Below are 16,153 nucleotides of genomic sequence, written 5' to 3'. Positions count from 1 at the left end.
GTCAGGCGGCCAGTGCGCAACGCTGGCACGTTGGTTGCGGTGTAGGCACGGATGCTCCCTCGCCATCGGAAGTGCTACCTCGGTCTTCAGCGTTGGCCTCGGTGAAGGCGTCATCGATCGCCTTGCGGGTGCGGGTCTCGCTGGACGGCAGCAGGTGCGTGTACGTCCGCAGCGTGAAGCCCGGGTCCGAGTGGCCGAGGTACTCGGAGAGCGCCTTGATGCTCTCCCCCGCGTCCAGGAGGACGGAGGCGTAGGCGTGCCGGAGGGCGTGCATGCCGTCCTCGGGGGCCGCCTGGAGGTAGCGCGCGCCGCGCTCGCGGGGTGGGATCACTCCGGCGGCAGCCAGGGCGCGCTTCCAGTCACCCATGTTGAAGACGCTGCGGTTGTAGGCCCGTCCCTTCGCGTCGACGAAGAGGAGACGGAAGGTCTTCGGATCACCGTCTGGCTTGGCCCAGGGCAGGGTGACGGCGACGGGCGGGAACTCCTTCATGTGGGCCTTGAGGGTGGCAGCAAGCTGAGCCGGCAGGGGCACTGACCGGATCTTGTTGCCCTTGGGCAGGGCGAAGACAGGCTTCGTACCGACCAACCGCACCTGGCGGTTGACGTGGATCCATCCGCCCTTGAAGTCGATGTCGTCGACTGCAAAGCCGAACACCTCGCCCTGGCGCAGGCCGCAGCCGAAGGCGAGATTGCCACCGGCCTGGAAGCGCTTCGGGAGTCCGGCGACGACCGCACGTACGCGTTCCAACGACCAAGGGATGATCTTCTTCTTGGTCGCCGTCGGCAGCTTGACCGACTTCGACTTGCAGGGGTTCTTCGGCAGGAGCCCGTCCTCCACGGCCATCCCGAGGATGCTGGAGAGGATGTCGAAGATGCCCTCGATCGTCGACACTTCCAGTTCCGCGTCCTGGAGCGTACGGATCCAACCCTGAATGATCGAGGGCTGGTTGAGGGACCGCAGCTCGCGCCGACCGAGGTGCTCCACGATGTGGTTGCGGACAGTCGCCTCGTAGCGGAGCGCGGTCGTCGGGCCGACGGAGTTCGCGTCGAGCCACTTCTGCGCGTAGACGCCGAGCGTCTGCTTCGTCTCGGCCGGGACGACGTAGGAGCCGCGCCGGATCTCGACATCGACCTCGACGGCGCGGTTGTCCGCCTCGGCCTTCGTGTGGAAGTTCTCCTTGCGCTGATGGCCGTCCAGGTCGCGGTAACGGACCTGCCAGCGCTTGCCGATGCCGTGGTCCGCGGTGGGGACCATCCGCTTCGTACGGCTCTTGTGGTCGCCGCACTCGGCCTCGGCGGGCTTGGGGTGGGACTTGTGCCAGCGGTCGTACACGTCAGCCAAGAAGGGTCTCCTGGATGGGGTTAGGGGACTGGGCGGTGGCGTAGAGCGCGGCGGTGTGCGTCAGCCACGGGAGCAGCAGGGCTGCGGGAAGGGCGGCGAGTTGGTGCTGGGGCAGGCTGCGCATGAGGCGTAGGTGCTCGATGGCGCGGGCGGCGTGGAGGCCGGCGGGGTCTATTTCGGCAGGTCGGTTGGGCATGACAAATAGCTGTAACTTGCAGTCGGCCGCCATGGCAAGAGTTAGTTCTTAAACTCTCCAAAAGTCGTCCGGGGGCGAAGTGGTGTTCGTCTCGTCGAATTCCGGCACATCACGAGCCGTTTTGGCGGGGAGGTTGTGCTACCTTCCCTCCGCGTCAAAAAAGTGGGCGATTTGGGCAACTATCGGATGCAGTGCCCGCTGGACTTGCCACACCATTTCTCATTGCTGGACGCTACGTCTGAGCTGCTGAGGTATCGGATTCCGGCACGTCAGCCGGTTGCTCCTCCGCAGAAAATTTCGGCTTCCGCGGGAGCGATTTCGGCAACCGGGGATCCGCCCTTACTGTTTTGGTCTTCCCCGGCGACGCCGAGGGAAGTAACCGGGGGTTTCAGAATTCACTCTGGACGCTCCCAGGTGGTGTGGCCGTGTTGCCCACGCCTGCCATCCAAAACTCTGATTCCGATATGGAGACCTCATTGCCGAACCACTCCCCGCGCCTCGCCGGCGCCGAGCGTGACCAGCTCGCCACTCCCGCCGACGTGGCCGCGTACCTCGGAGTACCGGTCAGGACCCTCTACCAGTGGAAGTACCGGGGCATCGGCCCCAGCGTCCACAAGGTCGGCCGTCACCTGCGCTACCGCTGGCGGGAGGTGGACGCGTGGCTGGACGCCCAGACGTCGTACGACCTCACGGCCTGACCCCGCGTCTGGCGCGGACAACGAAGCGGCCCCCGGCGCGCCAACGCCGAGGGCCGAAGACTTCCCGACTGATCGCCCATCCCTGAACGAACGAGCTGGTGAGGGGCGGGACTTTGCCCGTCCTGCCTCTCACCGGAGAGGAACGCCTATGGAGGACTCTACGTCCCCCAGCTCCACGAACACCTCCCCGACCGGCTGGCCCACTCCCGCGGTCCCCGGCGAGGGCGTCCCCTGGCGCCGCAGGGATCAGGCGGACACACGGTCCCCTGCGTCGGGGACCGTCGAGCATTCGGCGAATGTGGAAGCAGACGAGGACCGTCCCCAGCCGCCGCCTGATGCCGCTGTTGGGGACCGTCCCGGCGACGTCCCCGCTGCTCGGTCCCCGCACGTCCCGGTCCCCGTATCGGCATCCGGCGCAAACTTGCAGGTCAGCGGCGTCAAAATGAGGACCGGTCCCCAAGAGGCTGCAGTTGCACCAGGGGACCGCAACGGGGACCGTGATCACGGTCCCCGCCAGTCGCTGGGGACTGACAACCCCGTGGCGGGAACCGCCCAGCAGGAGGGGACCGGTCCCGTCGACGTACGGGGACCGGATCACGGGACCGGCTCCCGGTCTCCTCGGGGACCGGGAGACCCTGGGGAACGGGGTTCCGGTGAGGGTGCGGAACTGCTGGATGAGTTGCGGGCGGCGATCGGCAAGTACGTCGTACTGCCCAGTGACGAGGCACTGACAGCGGTCACCCTGTGGGTGGCGGCCACGCACATCCAGACCGCGCTGCAGCACGCGCCGCGTCTGGCAGTCGTCGGCCCGACGAAGGGCTGCGGCAAGTCCCGGGTTCTGGACGTGCTCCACGAGACCGTCCACCAGCCGATCATGACGGTGAACATGTCCACGGCTGTGCTCTTCCGCATCATCGGCAAGAACCCGCGCACGATCCTGGTGGACGAGGCCGACACCATCTTCAGCAAGGCCGGCGAGAACGAGGAACTGCGCGGCCTACTGAACGCCGGACACCAGCGCAACCGGCCCGCCTGGCGCATCTCCGGTCCGGAGCACAAGCCGACCCCGTATCCGACCTTCGCCATGGCCGCACTGGCCTCGATCGGCGACCTGCCCGACACGATCACAGACCGGGCGGTCGTGCTCCGCATGCAAAAGCGCAAGCCGGGCGAGAAGGTGACCCCGTTCCGCTCGCGCCACGCAACACCCGAGCTGAACGCGCTGCGGGACAAGCTGGCCGCATGGCTGGGACCGCTGCGCTGCACGGCCGGCCGCATGGCGCCAACGATGCCGGTGGAGGACCGGGCGGCAGACACCTGGGAACCGCTGGTCATCATCGCCGACCTGGCCGGCGGCCACTGGCCCGCCAGCGCCCGTGCGGCCTGTGTCGCGATGACCCGGTTCGAGGCCGTCCAGGACGAGCAAACCAACCTGAAGACAAGGTTGCTGCGCGACATCCACCGCGTCTTCGAGGCACACGGCAACCCAGAGGCCCTGTCCTCCCTGGATCTGGTCACCGCCCTGCTCCAGGACCCCGACGCACCCTGGGCGGAACACAGCACCAACGGGCTCAACGCCTACCACCTGGGCAGAATGCTGCGGGACTTCGACATCCGCCCGGCCAACTACCGGTTCGACAAGGGCAGGCAGGCCAAGGGGTACGCCCGCAACCGGTTCCTCGACAGCTGGGCCCGGCACTGCCCCGACCTCACCGAGACGGCGCCTGCCACCGCGCACGACGCCGCAACCGCGCGCCAGGTTCAGGGCAAGCCGCCCGCCGCCCCGTCGGGTCAGCTGCCCATCGGCCCGCCCGGCGGCACCGCCGGCCCCCAACGCGCCCGCTAACCCGCCTCCCGCTGGGTCCGTATCACTGCGTCGCATCCGTCCCCGCGCAGGTCAGCGCGGGGACGGATGTCCTCACCGGGACGGACTTCTCCGTACCTGCCCGAGTGTCCGTACCTGTCATGACCAGGCATGGGACGGATGCGACGCACGTGACACATCTCCCGCCCCCTCACCGCCGGAGCCACACCATGCACGAACAGCACCACGAACTCCCCACAGCCCAACAGCCGACGCCTACGACCTCAGCCCCAGACAGCGCAGCAAGTTGTCGGGTAAGGAGTCCTTACCCGGCTTCCGCCCCTGGGGTGGCGGAGGCACCCGGCGCCGAGGGGGCACCGGGATCGGCCGGCCCAGGGGAGCCGACCGGGACGGGAGCCACCACACCCTCACCGCACGCCGCGCAGACGCCAATACCGCAACGCCGTCTGCGTCAGCCCCGCCTGCGCGAGCGCCGCGTCCACCCCCGTTACAACGACAGCGAGTTCACCGACCTCGCCCACGCCGCCGCGCTCAGCTGTATGCAGATCGGCGGCTACGTCGCCGAGGCGTCGCTCGCCGCCGCCCGCGCCGAGGACCCCACAGCAGCGATCGCCGACTACCGCGCCATGGTGAAGGCACTGATGGCCGCCAACCGGCAGCTCGCCGGCCTCGGCAACAACCTCAACCAGCTCACCTGGCACCTCAACAAGGACGGCGCCTGGCCCGAGCCCGACGTCGTCCACCGGCTCCTGGCCCACATCGAAACGTCGATCGCCGACGTGGACACCGCCGTCGCCAAAGTCACCGAGGGAAGGCAGGGCCGGTGATACCGAAGATCATCACCGGCAAGGGCAGCACCCGCCGTCTGATCGCCTACCTCTTCGGCAAGGGCGACGCCAACGAGCACGTCGACCCCCACCTGGTCGCGTCCTGGAACGACTTCGCCCCCGACCCCGGCCGCAGCCCGCACCGCGACCCGAAGGAGGTGGAGAAGCAGCTCTACACCCAGCTCGACCAGCCAGTGGTCATGCTCGGCCGCCAGGCCCCCCAGACCACGGTCTGGCACTGCCCAGTCCGCGCCGCCCCCGAGGACCCCATCCTGTCCGACACCCAGTGGGCAGAGATCGCCCGCCGGATCGTGGCCGCCGCCGGCATCGCCCCCGCCGGAGACACCGAAGCCTGCCGCTGGGTGGCCGTCCGGCACGCCGACGATCACATCCACATCGCAGCCACCCTCGTCCGCCAAGACGGCCGCCGCCCCAAACGGGACTACGACATCCGGGCCGTCCAGCGCGCGGCCCGCCAGATCGAAATCGACTACGGGCTTCGGCGGTTGAAGCCGGGCGACGGCACCGCCGCCAAGCGCCCCACCAGCAAGGAACACTTCAAGGCCAAACGCCAGGGCCAGGACGCCACCGCCCGCGAGATCCTGCGCCGGCGCGTCCGCCGCGCGATGGCCGCCGCCTCTACCGAGACCCAGTTCTTCGTCCTACTGGAGGCGTCCGGCGTGGTGGTGCGGCCGAAGACAGAGCCGTCCGGAGATGTGTCCGGCTACAGCGTCAGCCTGCCCGGCGACGTCAACAAGCAGGGCGAACCCATCTGGTACGCCGGTTCCACTCTCTCCGGCGACCTCTCCCTGCCCCAGGTCCGCAAGCGCCTCGCGACGACCGCTCCTGCGCCGGTCTCCGTCCGACCGGGCAACCCGTGGCACCAGGCCACCGCCGCCACCGAACGCATCCCCCACCACCTCATCCACAGCGACGACGGCATGGCCCAGGGACAACTTTCAGCGCTCGGCGGAGCACTCGACCTGCTCTCCCTCACTGCCCCGGCCGCAGCACGGGCCGAACTGGAACGAGCCGCCGCGGCATTCGAACGGGCCACTCGTTCGCGCATCGACGCCGACCACGCCAGTGCCCGTGCCCTGCGCCGCAGCGTCCAAGCGATCTGGAACGATCCCGTACGCCACGGCGACGGCGCCGGATTGGCGATGCTGATCGACGCCGCGCTCACCGCCGTCGCCTACGCCATGCACTGGCATCGCGTCCGCCAGCACGCCCAACAGCAGGCGGCATCCGAGCAGGCTCTGATCCACCTGCAGGCCGCATACGCGCAGGTCGCGGAACCGGTCCTAGCCGGCCTCGCCATCCGGACACCAGGGGCGCAGACCAAGCGCCGCTATGCCCACTACCTCCTGCGGTCGGCCCCCCAGCACGCCGAACGCATCCTCAACGACCGGGCCTGGGATGCCCTGGCCACGTCGCTCGCCGAAGGGGAGGCCGCGGGCCACAACGTGTCCAACCTCCTCGACCAGGCGCTCAGCCAACGCCCTTTGGACGATGCGCGCAGCCCCGCCCGTGCCTTGACCTGGCGCATCCGCCGCCTCGGTCAGCGCCAGGCACCCGGCCCGCAGGCGCAGGCAGCCAACGCCCGCCACGCTATGCAGCGCCCGACTGTGTCGGTGTCCCCGCTCTCACCGGAGCCCAAGGGGCAGCCAAGGCGCTGATCACGTCCGCGCGGACAGCTCCGGTGCGAGAAGCTCCAGTGCCTCTGCCCACCGAAATCGGTCGGCGCCTCCGCCGGCCTTGGGCTTGTGGGGCTCGTACGAGCCGATCAGGACGCCCATCTCGCACAGCTGGTCCGCACTCCGACGGTAGGCAGGGTGGGCGGCCTGGGCCGAGTTCAAGTACGGCAGGACAGCGGTGGGAATGCCCATGCCGTACGCCTCGCACAGGATGCCCAACGCGAGGGTGTCGGAGATGCCAGCGGCCCACTTGTTGACCGTGTTGAACGTGGCCGGCGCTACCGCGATGGCCCCTGCGGGCGGCAGAGGGCGAGCCTCACCGGGCGTGCGCCAGGCAGAGCGGATCGGGTAGCCGGTCTGCGCCTCGATCGCCTCTACATCGAGGAAGCCCAACCCCTGCGGCGTGGCAACGACGCCGGCGCCCCAGTGCCGCTCCTGCGCGGCGGTGATCAGCCTGCCGACGTCGCCAGCAACTCCGGCCGCACAGACGACAACATAGAGGAAGGGTTTCTTGCCCGAAGGAATCTGCTCGGTCACGCGTGAACTCCAAGGCGGTGAGCTCCCGTTAGGCGGCCAGACGATTCACTTTCGATCGTCCAGAGACGCAAGGCGGGCGCATTACTGGCAATCCCGCCCCCCGCCAGGCGGCCGGAGGCGGGGCACGCCTCAGGTGTTGATGAGGCGGCTGTCGAAGCCGGCGCCCAGGAGGCGCTCGTAAGCGTCATAGACATCCCCTGGTACGTCCTGCTCGACGGCGAAGCCAAGCTTCGGGTATTCGATCACCCGTTGCAGGTCGCCGACGAGCATGTCGACGACGAGCTTCTCGTCGCCGATGGACTTGATGTAGTCGTCCAACTCCAGCGGCTCAGAGGCGCACGCGACTTCCACCTCGGGCCACAGCTTGCGGCAGGTCGCATACGAGCGGCGCTCCATGTACGGCTTGGAGATCAGCATCAGCGACTCGACCGCGATGCCGGCCTCGGCCAGCAGCTCGCGGGAGAAGGTGATGTTCTGGCCGGTGTTGCCGGCCTTCGGCTCGACCAGGACTGCCTCGTCCGGCACGCCCAGGTTCAGGGCGTGCTCGCGGTAGTGGACGGCCTCGCCGCGCGGGAAACGGGCCCGGGTGGTGGGGCTGTTACCGCCGCTGAACACCACGACCGGAAAGAAGCCGGCGCGATAGAGGACGACGGCCGTGGTGGCGACGCCCAGGTGGTGGCTGCCCAGGCCGATCGCCGCCGAGCAGGGCCGCCGCTCGTGGCCCATCCTGTGGTAGTCCCAGATCAGCACCGCGTCGTGGAACTGCTCGTCGGTGATCTGGCGCTGCTCGTACTCCGGCACTCCCTGGCTCATCCCTGCTGGTCCTTCCGGATGCCCTCGATGCTGTGCGGCTGGGGATTCAGCACGTGCTGGAGGGCGACCTTGATTCCTTCCCGCCATGCTGCCCAGTCGAGGTCAGCGAGCAATCGCCTGCCGATCAAGCGGAGTCCTCGGCTTTCAGGCGATGGCCCAACTCGCCATGCCGCAGCAGCATTGGCCGGAGCCTCACCCCTGATAGCGAGCCACCGAGTAGGCGCCTGGACCCAGGACAGGCAGTTCGCCGGTTTCGTTGACCATCTCAAAGACCTCGAAACCGGCGAGGAGCGCGTGCAGCTCCAGTTCGCGAGGGCCGAGAACACGCCTGCGGATGGCATCGTGGCACTCTTCGCCCGAGTCGAACACCCAGTGCCGACGCATGGTGTTGATCTGTGTCCGCAGATCCCACTGGTAGCTGATGGTCACCGTGGCGGCCCCGAGGGGGGTTTCTACGCGGGCCTGTTGAGGGCTCGGAGACTCGATCGGGGCTACCGGGGAGCACAGGACGAGCAGGGTGCCCGGGTGCGCGTGTGCGGCGAAGGTCTGGAACGCTGCCCGGACGTCAGCGTTGTCGTGCACGTAGGCGAGCGAGTTGCCCAGGCACACCAGGACGTCGGCGGTGTGGCCGAGTCGGACGGTGCGCATGTCCCCGACCCGGAAGTCGAGTTCGGGGCGCGTGCGGCGTGCGTAGCCGACCAGGTCGGGCTGAAGATCAACGCCGATGCAGTCGAAGTGCTGGGCCAGCAGTTCCAGGTCCCTGCCGGTGCCGCAGCCGAAGTCCAACAGTGTTCGGGCTTCGGGGTAGTGCCGGTCGATGAGTTCCCGGCAGAGGCTCGCGCTGTCGCTGTCAGCCTGCACGTGGTCGTACAGCGTGGGGTCCCGGTAGAAGAGGTTCGACGCTTCGAGGCGTTCCGCCTCCACGATGTCCAGGCTGCTCATGCAAGGCTCCGGAGTCCGACTTCCAGGGCGAGTGTGTCGCACAGCAGGTCGGGCACCACGGGGGCTCGCTCGGCGTGCTCCCGGGCTCGGGCCAGGGCGACGGGATCAACGTAGCCGAGGTCGACCAGCAGTGACTCGCGGAGCATGTCGTCCAGGAGGGGAAGGCCGTAACTGCGCAGGCCCGACTCCATGACCGCGAGGAAGTTCTCCGGTTCGGTCGGGGCAGCAACGGACTCGGGCAGTCCGGCACGCCGCAGGCGGTCGCGGAACATCGCCTTGCCCTCCTTGTGCTCGTGTGGCAGTTGCTCCATGAAGCGGACGATTCGGGGGTGGACGAGCGGAGCCACCGGCCAGATTCCGAGTCTCAGGTAGGCCGGGTTGTGCAGGCCGAAGGCCATGAGCGTGGGCACCGGGAGCACGGGGATGGGGGCGAGGTTCTCGTCCACCTGGGCCAGGGCCTCGATGGCCTTGTTCCCGAGCCACGGGATGGGCTCTGCCGCGGGGAGTTCGGCGCCCGTACGGGAGTGGCAGGCGTTGACCTCGTCCCCGCCACCGCCCGTGAAGACCACCTCGCAACCGTGGGCGGCCACGTGCCCGCGCAAGACGTCGAATGCCTCCTGGTAGAAGGCTCCTGCCGGGTCGTGCGGCAATCCGCGGCCCCGTACCCCACCGGGCACGAACGGCGGGTGCTGCATGGCCGGGATGGCGGTGTCCCGCAGTCCCAGGTGATCCACAAGCATGCGACGTCGGTCTTGCTGAAGGCGACCGATCCGGCCGCCCATGAGCAGGCCGAATGTGCGGACGGAGCCGAAGCCAGCTGCGGCGGCGGAGAGAGTCACGTTGCCCGAGTCGGCCCCGCCGGACACCTCGACGCCGACGCAGCTCGCCGTAGAAAGCCACCCGGCCGCAACCTCGGTCAGCAGCGCATCGAACGCGTCCACCGGGTCAACACCCGGGCGCAGCCTTCGGGGTTCCAGTACGTGCTGGGCGGGCTCGGGGTAAAGGATCGTGAGTCCCGCGGTCGTGAAGACGGCCGTGGCGCGTTCCGTGAGCCGGTACACGCCGTCGAAGAGGGTGTCGGCGCTGTAGCGGTGCTGGCGGGTCAAGGCGCGTGCCACGGCCTGGGGATTGAGTCGGTCAAGTCCCAGGTGAGGCCGTAGGTCGGCCAAGTCCCACGAGCCGTACAGGTCTTCTCCGACCGCTACCAGATACAGCGGCGCGGTGCCGAACACACCTGCTGAGACCTGAACCTCGTCCGGGCGTAGGAGCAGGGACGTGAAGTCAACCTCCCCGCCTTTGTCCTCCCTCACCAGCGCACAGACGCCGGATCCATCGCCCGGCGCAAGCTCGGCTTCCAAGGCAGCCGCGTGAGCGGGTCTGATCCAGCTCTGCCCGCTGACCCACCGGTCTGTGTTCCAGCGCCAGGCTGTGCTCCGGGTGTCGGCCAGCCGCACACGAAACGAAAGCACCTGCTTCCCCCCTCAGTCATGGGGCGGTGGAGCAGGGCGCTCGGCCCTGCTCCACCGCGTTCACGGGCTGGTCAGCTGCAGTGGTCGCCGTTGTTGTCGCCGCCGCCGGGCATCTTGTCGAGCAGCGCCGCGTCCATGCTGGGGACGCCGGTGATCAGGTCGCCGGTGAACAGTTCGTCGATGTTCATGGTCGTTCCTCTCCTACGGAGTGAGTGGACGAGCCCCGCGAAGTGCGGAGCCCTGGACCCGTCCCGGCCGCGGGCAGGCCGGCGACCGGGACGGGAGCTCATCGAGGGGACTGCCAAGGCGGCAGGGTGCCGCCGGTGATGCCGCCTGATGGGATCCCGCTCTGGCCGCTGGGGAGTTGTTGAGCCCGTCCCGGTGGGGAACCGGGTCTTCCTGAGGGCTCGCGCGGCCAGAGCGGGAGTCAGTGAGTGCCCGTCGAGGGCTAGGGGCGATCGAAGTACCAGAAGGCCCAGGCGACCGGTGAGGTGGAGGCGATGATCAGAGCTGACAGCAGCCACTGGCGCCAGCCATAGGGGCCAAGGCGCAAGTTGTTGCGCCGGCTGTTCTTCATTGTTCGCGGTGACCCTCGGGTTGCCGGACGAAGGGCGGGAGGCCGGGTGGACTGATGAAGAGGCGTCGTGCCCGCTCCTGTTCAGGCAGGGTCGCTCCGGGCGGGCGCATGGGCAGATCGATGGGGGCTTCGTCAGCCATCGGCTGCGTCCTGTTCCTGCGCCTCGCGGTAGACGTCGGCGAAGCGCCTGGTCAGCAGGCCGACTTCACGCATGTACTGGTAGGCGCCGAATTGGGTGGACTCCGCGGTCGGCCGGCGCGTCAGGTCGAGGACCCGGTAGCCCTCCCGGAACAGCGCCTGCACGGCCGGGTCCTCGTCGAAGCCGAGGTCCTCGGCCATCAGCGCTCTGAGGTGGCCGACCAGGGCCCGGGTCGTCGCGTCGATCACCGGGCGATCGGGCATTGCCAGCCCGACGGCGAGCGCCGTGGCCACGCTCTCGTCGACCGCCTCCAGGACGATCGGGAATTGCGCCGTCTCGGACGACATGGCGATCTGCGTTCCCATGCCCGCACCCCTTCTCCGGTGTCCACAGTTGTCGTGGCTGACAACGTCCAGAAAACCGGAACGGGTTGGCGCGGACCACGGCATCCATGAGGCACTCCTGGGACACTCATGGGACAGATCAGCGCCGCCAGGGTAGACACGGACGGGAACGTGGAAAGGGGGCGGCATGGGGCTTGCGGAGCGGCGCAGGGCGCTGGGCTACAGTCAGGAAGAGCTCGCGCACGCCCTCGGCGTCGACCGGCGCACGATCGGCCGCTGGGAGACCCGGACCACCACACCCCAGCCGCCGTTACGGCCACGGCTGGCCGAGCTGCTGCACCTCGACCTTGACGCACTCGACGCCCTGATGGGACAGCCACAAGCAGCCCGTCCGGAGTCGGCAGGGTCGCTGCCTCGCGACCACCACGGCTCAGGGGACCCCGACGACATGATCCGACGCCAGTTTCTGCGCGCCATAGCCGTCACCAGCGCCCTCGTGGCCCTGCCCGCCGACGACAGCGCCGCCCTCACCGACGGAGCCCACCGTGGGATGTCGGAGGACTTCCTGCGCATGAACGGCCACCTTTGGCAGGTGTATCAACTCGCCCGCGCGAAGGGCTCCGTGTACCCGATCGTCCGCGACCAGCTCACCACGCTCAACGACACCCTCGACGGCCAGCCGGCAGCTGAATCCCAGGCCCTGTGCGGCGCGGCCGGCGACCTCTTCCAGCTCGCCGGTGAGCTGGCCTTCGACGGCAACCGCTACACCGACGCAGCGGCGTCCTACACGCTCGCCGCCTCCGCCAGCAAGGAAGCCCAGTCGTACGATCTCTGGGCATGCGCCCTGGTCCGACACGCATACGTCGATCTGTACGAACGGCGTTACGCCGAGGCCGCCACCGCACTCTCGGCGGCTGAGAGGGTGGCGCGGCGAGGAGACAGTTCCCTGTCCACCCGCCACTGGGTCGCCTCGGTTCAGGCCGAGGCTTATGCCGGACTCGGGAACCTGTCCGCCTGCGAGCGCGCCTTGGACGAAGCGGAGAAGGTCACGAACCTCAACGGCCCGTTCCACAACGGCGGCTGGCTGCGCTTCGACGGCTCCCGCCTCGCCGAGGAACGCGGCGCCCGCTACCTCCAACTGGGCCGCCTCGACCTCGCCGAGAAGGCCCTCACCACTGCTTTGAGCCAGGACGTACTCGCCTCCGGGCAGTCCTTCCGGCGCCGCGGCGCCGTCCTCACCGACCTCGCGTCCATCGGCGCCTTGCGCCACGACCCGGACCAAGTCCTCACCTACGGCCGCGAGGCCCTGCAACTCGCCCGAGCGACGTCCTCCGGCTACGTCGCCCGTAAACTCCAGGGGCTACGAACCGACCTCGGCCCCCTCGCCCGCGACGCCCGCGTGGTCGAACTGGGCGCCGAGATCGACGCACTGTGCACGACGTGACGAGAGGGGAAGGCATGTCGCAGATCGAGGGCGCACGCGTGTTCCGCGAGGCTTGGATCACCGGCGTTCGAAAGCACTTCCCCGGCGAACCCAAGCCCGGCTACATCACCCCCTGGGAAGAGACCCCCGAGTGGGAGCGCCAGGCCGCCGGGGCCGTGTACGACCAGGTGCGACAGTTCCTCGACCTCAGCGACCGCCACGCCTCCCGTCTCACCCGCGAGCAGAAGAGCCGCTTCGTCGCCACCTGCTGGACCGCCCAGATGTACAAGCACTTCGAGGACCCCAAGCCCGGCTACGTCGCCGACTGGCCCGACCTGCCCGACTGGCAGAAGGAGACGGACGCCGACATCTTCGAGGCCGTAGAGGACGCTTCGAAGTAGCGTCTTACTGCGAGAAGGAAGCGCCGTCAAACACTCCGCGTTTCTTGTGCCTGCGCTGAAGCAAGCACCAGTGGTTCAAGAGCCTGTTGTTGCCCCGCCCGGACGGCGACGAGCGACAGAGGCAGCGTTGGTGGCGCACGCGGAGTAGGTGGAGCAGACGGAGGAAGCGCTGCCGCCGTCGCCGCGAGATCGTTCAGCGTGGCATTTACCGCCGGCTAGCGCATGTCGAGCGTGTCGCGGTTCGGTACGCGTCCGGTCCGTTTCTCCGCCAGGGATGGACGAGATTCCTGTAGTGCCGGACTTCCACTCCTGTGCAGGCCAGGGCCTGTCCGGTCGGCGGGGAGATACACCGGACAGGCCCTGGCGGCTTCGGGGGCACAGGGGTGGAGATCAGTCCCCGTGCAGCAGGACCGCTGTGTCCGGAGGTAGCAGGCCCTCTTCGCTCAGTGGCCCTGACGCGAGGAGGGGGCCGGAGCCGTCGGGTAGCGGGATCAGCTGGTCGGAGAGGTTGACCGCGCACAGGACGCCGTTGCCGCGTTCGAAGAGGAGCGTGCCGGCGGGGCTGTCGAGCCAGCGGAAGTCCTCGCCGCGCAGACCTGGGTTGGTGCGGCGTAGGCGCAGGGCGGAGCGGTAGAGCTGGAGCATGGAGGTGCGGTCGGCCTGGTTGGCCTCGGCGGTGTAGGACTTCCAGTCCTCCGGCTGGGGGAGCCAGGGGGCGGCGGTCACGGATGTGCTGAAGCCGAAGGGCTGGGTGTCGCCGGTCCACGGGAGAGGGACGCGGCAGCCGTCGCGGCCTCGGAGGGTGTGGCCGGAGCGTTCCCAGATGGGGTCCTGCAACATCGATTCCGGGATGTCCTCGACCTCGTAGAGGCCGAGTTCTTCGCCCTGGTAGATGTACGCGCCTCCCGGCAACGCCAGCATCAGCAGGGCCGCTGCCCGGGCGCGTCGGGTGCCAAGGGTGAGGTCGGTGGGAATGGGCTTGTCCCGGAAGAGGGCCTGGACGCCGGTGTCGGCGCGGCCGTAGCGGGTGACGTGGCGGGTCTCGTCATGGCTGGACAGGACCCAGGTGCTCGGGGCTCCGACGGCGGTTAGGCTGGTGATGCTGCGGTCGATGACCTCGCGCAACTTGCCCGCCTCCAGCGGGCACTTGAGGAAGTCGAAGTTGAAGGCGGTGTGGAGTTCGTCCGAGCGGAGGTAGTCCGGCATGCGACCCGGGCGGACGTGGGCCTCGGCGACGAAGACGCGGGGGTTCGGGTAGCTGTCGGCGATGGCGCGCCAGCTGCGGAAGATGTCGTGCAGGCCGTCGCGGTCCCAGTGCGGGTGGTTCTCCTGGCCCTCTCCCGTCAGGACGGAGAACTCGGTCAGACCGAGGTCCGGCAGGGCGGGGTCCTTGACCATGCCGTGGGCGACGTCGATACGGAAGCCGTCGACGCCGAGGTCGAACCAGAACCGCAGGATCGACTCGAACTCGGCACGGACCTCGGGGTTGTCCCAGTTCAGGTCGGGCTGTTCGGGGGCGAAGAGGTGGAGGTACCACTGGCCGTCTTCGGTGCGAGTCCAGGTGGGGCCGCCGAAGGCCGCGTGCCAGTCGTTGGGGGGAAGCGAGCCTTCCTCGCCCTTGCCCTCGCGGAAGATGAAGCGGTCGCGTTCCGGGGAACCGGGCTTGGCCGCCAACGCCTCCTGGAACCACGCGTGCTGGTCGGAGGTGTGGTTCGGGACGATGTCCAGGATCACCCGCAGGCCGACCTCGTGTGCCTCGGTGATCAGCTGTTTGGCCTCGTCGAGGGTGCCGTAGGCGGGGTGGATGTCGCGGTAGTCGGAGACGTCGTAGCCGCCGTCGGCCAGCGGGGACGGGTACCAGGGGTTGATCCAGATCGCGTCGATGCCGAGGTGGGCCAGGTACTGCAGGCGGGAGCGGAGGCCGGCGATGTCTCCGGTGCCGTCGCCGTCGCCGTCGGCGAAGCTGCGTATGTAGACCTGGTAGATCGCGGCCGTACGCCACCAGTCGGCGTCGGCGGGCAGCACTGTAGGGGTCGGGTTGGTCATGGTGCTCGGTCCTGACTGTTCTGAAGGTGATGGGGGTGGTGGTCAGCCCTTGACCGAGCCCTGTAGCAGCGCCTTGACGAAGTGGCGTTGCAGGAACAGGAACACGAGGATCGTGGGGGCCATGATGAGCAGGGCGCCGGCGTTCAGCAGGACCTGGTCGGTGCTGTATTTGGTGGTGAATGCCTGCAACGCGCCCGCCATGGTCCGCTTGTTGGGGTCGTCGATCAGCACCAGGGCGAGCAGGAACTGGTTCCAGGTGGACAGGAACATCAACAGCGCCAGGGAGGCGATCGCGGGACGGGCCAGCGGCAGGTGGATGTGGAAGAGCGCCCGCCAGGGGCCCGCGCCGTCCATCCCCGCCGCTTCCGACAACTCCTTTGGTACGCCGACGAAGTGCGCCCGCATCCAGAACACCGCGAACGGCATGTTCATCCCGATGAGGGGGAGGATCAGCGCCCACTGGGTGCCCAGCAGGCCCATGGCCTTGGTCTGTTCGTAGAGCGGGACGATCACGATCTCGTACGGGAGGGTCAGGGTGAGGACGAGGATCGTGTAGAAGATCTTGCCGAGCGGGATCTCCAGGACGGCGATGGCGTACGCGGCCATCGTCGAGATCAGGACCGCTACGGGTACGACGCCGAGCACGATGAGGGTGCTGGACTTCAGCAGGGTCGTGATGTTGGCGACGTTCCAGGCGTCGACGAAGTTGTGCCAGTGCGGGTCGGTGGGCCAGCTCAGGCCGGAGGGGAAGGATCCCTGCGGGGCGAGGGCCGCGCTGACCATGCTCAGCAGCGGGACGACCGAGTAGAGCGCGGCGGCGGTGATGAGGATGAGTCCGGGGGCGCGGCGGCGCAGCGTCTGCGTTCGTGCGGGCATG

At 68.6% G+C, this 16,153-nt stretch carries 16 protein-coding genes; 6 read left to right on the top strand and 10 right to left on the bottom strand.

Annotation, left to right across the window (positions count from 1 at the left end; genetic code table 11):
• Window position 1 precedes the first annotated feature (1 nt).
• Complete coding sequence (locus tag ACH47Z_RS24865; RefSeq protein ID WP_399077534.1) at window positions 2–1,333, bottom strand: tyrosine-type recombinase/integrase; 1,332 nt, start codon at window positions 1,331–1,333, stop codon at window positions 2–4.
• A 1-nt stretch (window position 1,334) separates the two neighbouring features.
• A complete protein-coding gene (locus ACH47Z_RS24860; RefSeq protein ID WP_399077205.1) occupies window positions 1,335–1,538 on the bottom strand; it encodes a hypothetical protein in 204 nt (67 codons plus the stop codon).
• Window positions 1,539–2,002: 464 nt separating this feature from the next.
• Here ACH47Z_RS24860 and ACH47Z_RS24855 point away from each other — a divergent pair, with 464 nt between their 5' ends.
• From ACH47Z_RS24855 to ACH47Z_RS24840, 4 genes are all read left to right on the top strand, one after another.
• On the top strand, window positions 2,003–2,236 hold the full coding sequence (locus ACH47Z_RS24855; protein WP_399077202.1) for a helix-turn-helix transcriptional regulator: 234 nt from the start codon (window positions 2,003–2,005) through the stop codon (window positions 2,234–2,236).
• A 679-nt stretch (window positions 2,237–2,915) separates the two neighbouring features.
• On the top strand, window positions 2,916–4,082 hold the full coding sequence (locus ACH47Z_RS24850; protein WP_399077200.1) for a DUF3631 domain-containing protein: 1,167 nt from the start codon (window positions 2,916–2,918) through the stop codon (window positions 4,080–4,082).
• A 305-nt stretch (window positions 4,083–4,387) separates the two neighbouring features.
• Complete coding sequence (mobC, locus tag ACH47Z_RS24845; RefSeq protein WP_399077198.1) at window positions 4,388–4,888, top strand: plasmid mobilization relaxosome protein MobC; 501 nt, start codon at window positions 4,388–4,390, stop codon at window positions 4,886–4,888.
• Entirely contained in the window at window positions 4,885–6,567 is a 1,683-nt protein-coding gene (locus ACH47Z_RS24840) for a relaxase/mobilization nuclease domain-containing protein (RefSeq protein ID WP_399077196.1), read from the top strand. The genes mobC and ACH47Z_RS24840 overlap by 4 nt, the downstream gene beginning before the upstream one ends.
• Here ACH47Z_RS24840 and ACH47Z_RS24835 read toward each other — a convergent pair whose 3' ends face one another.
• The 6 genes from ACH47Z_RS24835 to ACH47Z_RS24810 form a co-directional block, all read right to left on the bottom strand.
• Entirely contained in the window at window positions 6,568–7,122 is a 555-nt protein-coding gene (locus ACH47Z_RS24835; protein WP_399077194.1) for a flavoprotein, read from the bottom strand. It abuts the gene before it with no gap.
• 129 nt (window positions 7,123–7,251) lie between these two features.
• Window positions 7,252–7,935: a YdcF family protein gene (locus ACH47Z_RS24830; protein WP_399077192.1), complete on the bottom strand. Its 684-nt coding sequence runs from the start codon at window positions 7,933–7,935 to the stop codon at window positions 7,252–7,254.
• Window positions 7,932–8,063, bottom strand: coding sequence for a hypothetical protein (locus ACH47Z_RS24825; protein WP_399077191.1), 132 nt, complete (start codon window positions 8,061–8,063; stop codon window positions 7,932–7,934). Before ACH47Z_RS24825 ends, ACH47Z_RS24830 begins: the two co-directional genes overlap by 4 nt.
• Window positions 8,064–8,127: 64 nt before the next feature.
• Window positions 8,128–8,877 carry a class I SAM-dependent methyltransferase gene (locus tag ACH47Z_RS24820; RefSeq protein WP_399077189.1) on the bottom strand — a complete coding sequence of 250 codons (750 nt, stop codon included), beginning with the start codon at window positions 8,875–8,877 and terminating at the stop codon, window positions 8,128–8,130.
• Complete coding sequence (locus tag ACH47Z_RS24815; RefSeq protein ID WP_399077188.1) at window positions 8,874–9,995, bottom strand: asparagine synthase; 1,122 nt, start codon at window positions 9,993–9,995, stop codon at window positions 8,874–8,876. Before ACH47Z_RS24815 ends, ACH47Z_RS24820 begins: the two co-directional genes overlap by 4 nt.
• 1,060 nt (window positions 9,996–11,055) lie before the next feature.
• Window positions 11,056–11,427, bottom strand: coding sequence for a hypothetical protein (locus tag ACH47Z_RS24810; RefSeq protein WP_399077187.1), 372 nt, complete (start codon window positions 11,425–11,427; stop codon window positions 11,056–11,058).
• A gap of 166 nt (window positions 11,428–11,593) precedes the next feature.
• Here ACH47Z_RS24810 and ACH47Z_RS24805 point away from each other — a divergent pair, with 166 nt between their 5' ends.
• The gene (locus tag ACH47Z_RS24805) at window positions 11,594–12,850 is read left to right on the top strand and encodes a helix-turn-helix transcriptional regulator (protein WP_399077186.1); all 1,257 of its coding nucleotides are present in this window, start codon (window positions 11,594–11,596) and stop codon (window positions 12,848–12,850) included.
• A gap of 14 nt (window positions 12,851–12,864) precedes the next feature.
• Entirely contained in the window at window positions 12,865–13,230 is a 366-nt protein-coding gene (locus ACH47Z_RS24800) for a hypothetical protein (RefSeq protein WP_399077184.1), read from the top strand.
• A 390-nt stretch (window positions 13,231–13,620) separates the two neighbouring features.
• On the opposite strand, the gene ACH47Z_RS24795 is transcribed toward ACH47Z_RS24800, so the two are convergent.
• Both ACH47Z_RS24795 and ACH47Z_RS24790 read right to left on the bottom strand, forming a co-directional pair.
• Window positions 13,621–15,276, bottom strand: a complete 1,656-nt coding sequence (locus ACH47Z_RS24795; protein WP_399077183.1) for a glycoside hydrolase family 13 protein — start codon at window positions 15,274–15,276, stop codon at window positions 13,621–13,623.
• Between the two features lie 42 nt (window positions 15,277–15,318).
• A complete protein-coding gene (locus ACH47Z_RS24790) occupies window positions 15,319–16,152 on the bottom strand; it encodes a carbohydrate ABC transporter permease (protein ID WP_399077181.1) in 834 nt (277 codons plus the stop codon).
• Window position 16,153: the final 1 nt, after the last annotated feature.

The organism is Streptomyces sp. NPDC020192, from assembly GCF_044388685.1.
GTDB lineage: Bacteria > Actinomycetota > Actinomycetes > Streptomycetales > Streptomycetaceae > Streptomyces.
This window is presented reverse-complemented; position numbering and strand designations above follow the sequence as displayed.

Bases quoted from the DNA above. Each gene is read 5' to 3' on its own strand.
- ACH47Z_RS24860 (WP_399077205.1), bottom strand. From the start codon at position 1,538: ATGCCCAACCGACCTGCCGAAATAGACCCCGCCGGCCTCCACGCCGCC.
- ACH47Z_RS24855 (WP_399077202.1), top strand. From the start codon at position 2,003: ATGGAGACCTCATTGCCGAACCACTCCCCGCGCCTCGCCGGCGCCGAG.
- ACH47Z_RS24830 (WP_399077192.1), bottom strand. From the start codon at position 7,935: ATGAGCCAGGGAGTGCCGGAGTACGAGCAGCGCCAGATCACCGACGAG.
- ACH47Z_RS24820 (WP_399077189.1), bottom strand. From the start codon at position 8,877: ATGAGCAGCCTGGACATCGTGGAGGCGGAACGCCTCGAAGCGTCGAAC.
- ACH47Z_RS24810 (WP_399077187.1), bottom strand. From the start codon at position 11,427: ATGGGAACGCAGATCGCCATGTCGTCCGAGACGGCGCAATTCCCGATC.
- ACH47Z_RS24805 (WP_399077186.1), top strand. From the start codon at position 11,594: ATGGGGCTTGCGGAGCGGCGCAGGGCGCTGGGCTACAGTCAGGAAGAG.
- ACH47Z_RS24800 (WP_399077184.1), top strand. From the start codon at position 12,865: ATGTCGCAGATCGAGGGCGCACGCGTGTTCCGCGAGGCTTGGATCACC.
- ACH47Z_RS24795 (WP_399077183.1), bottom strand. From the start codon at position 15,276: ATGACCAACCCGACCCCTACAGTGCTGCCCGCCGACGCCGACTGGTGG.
- ACH47Z_RS24790 (WP_399077181.1), bottom strand. From the start codon at position 16,152: ATGCCCGCACGAACGCAGACGCTGCGCCGCCGCGCCCCCGGACTCATC.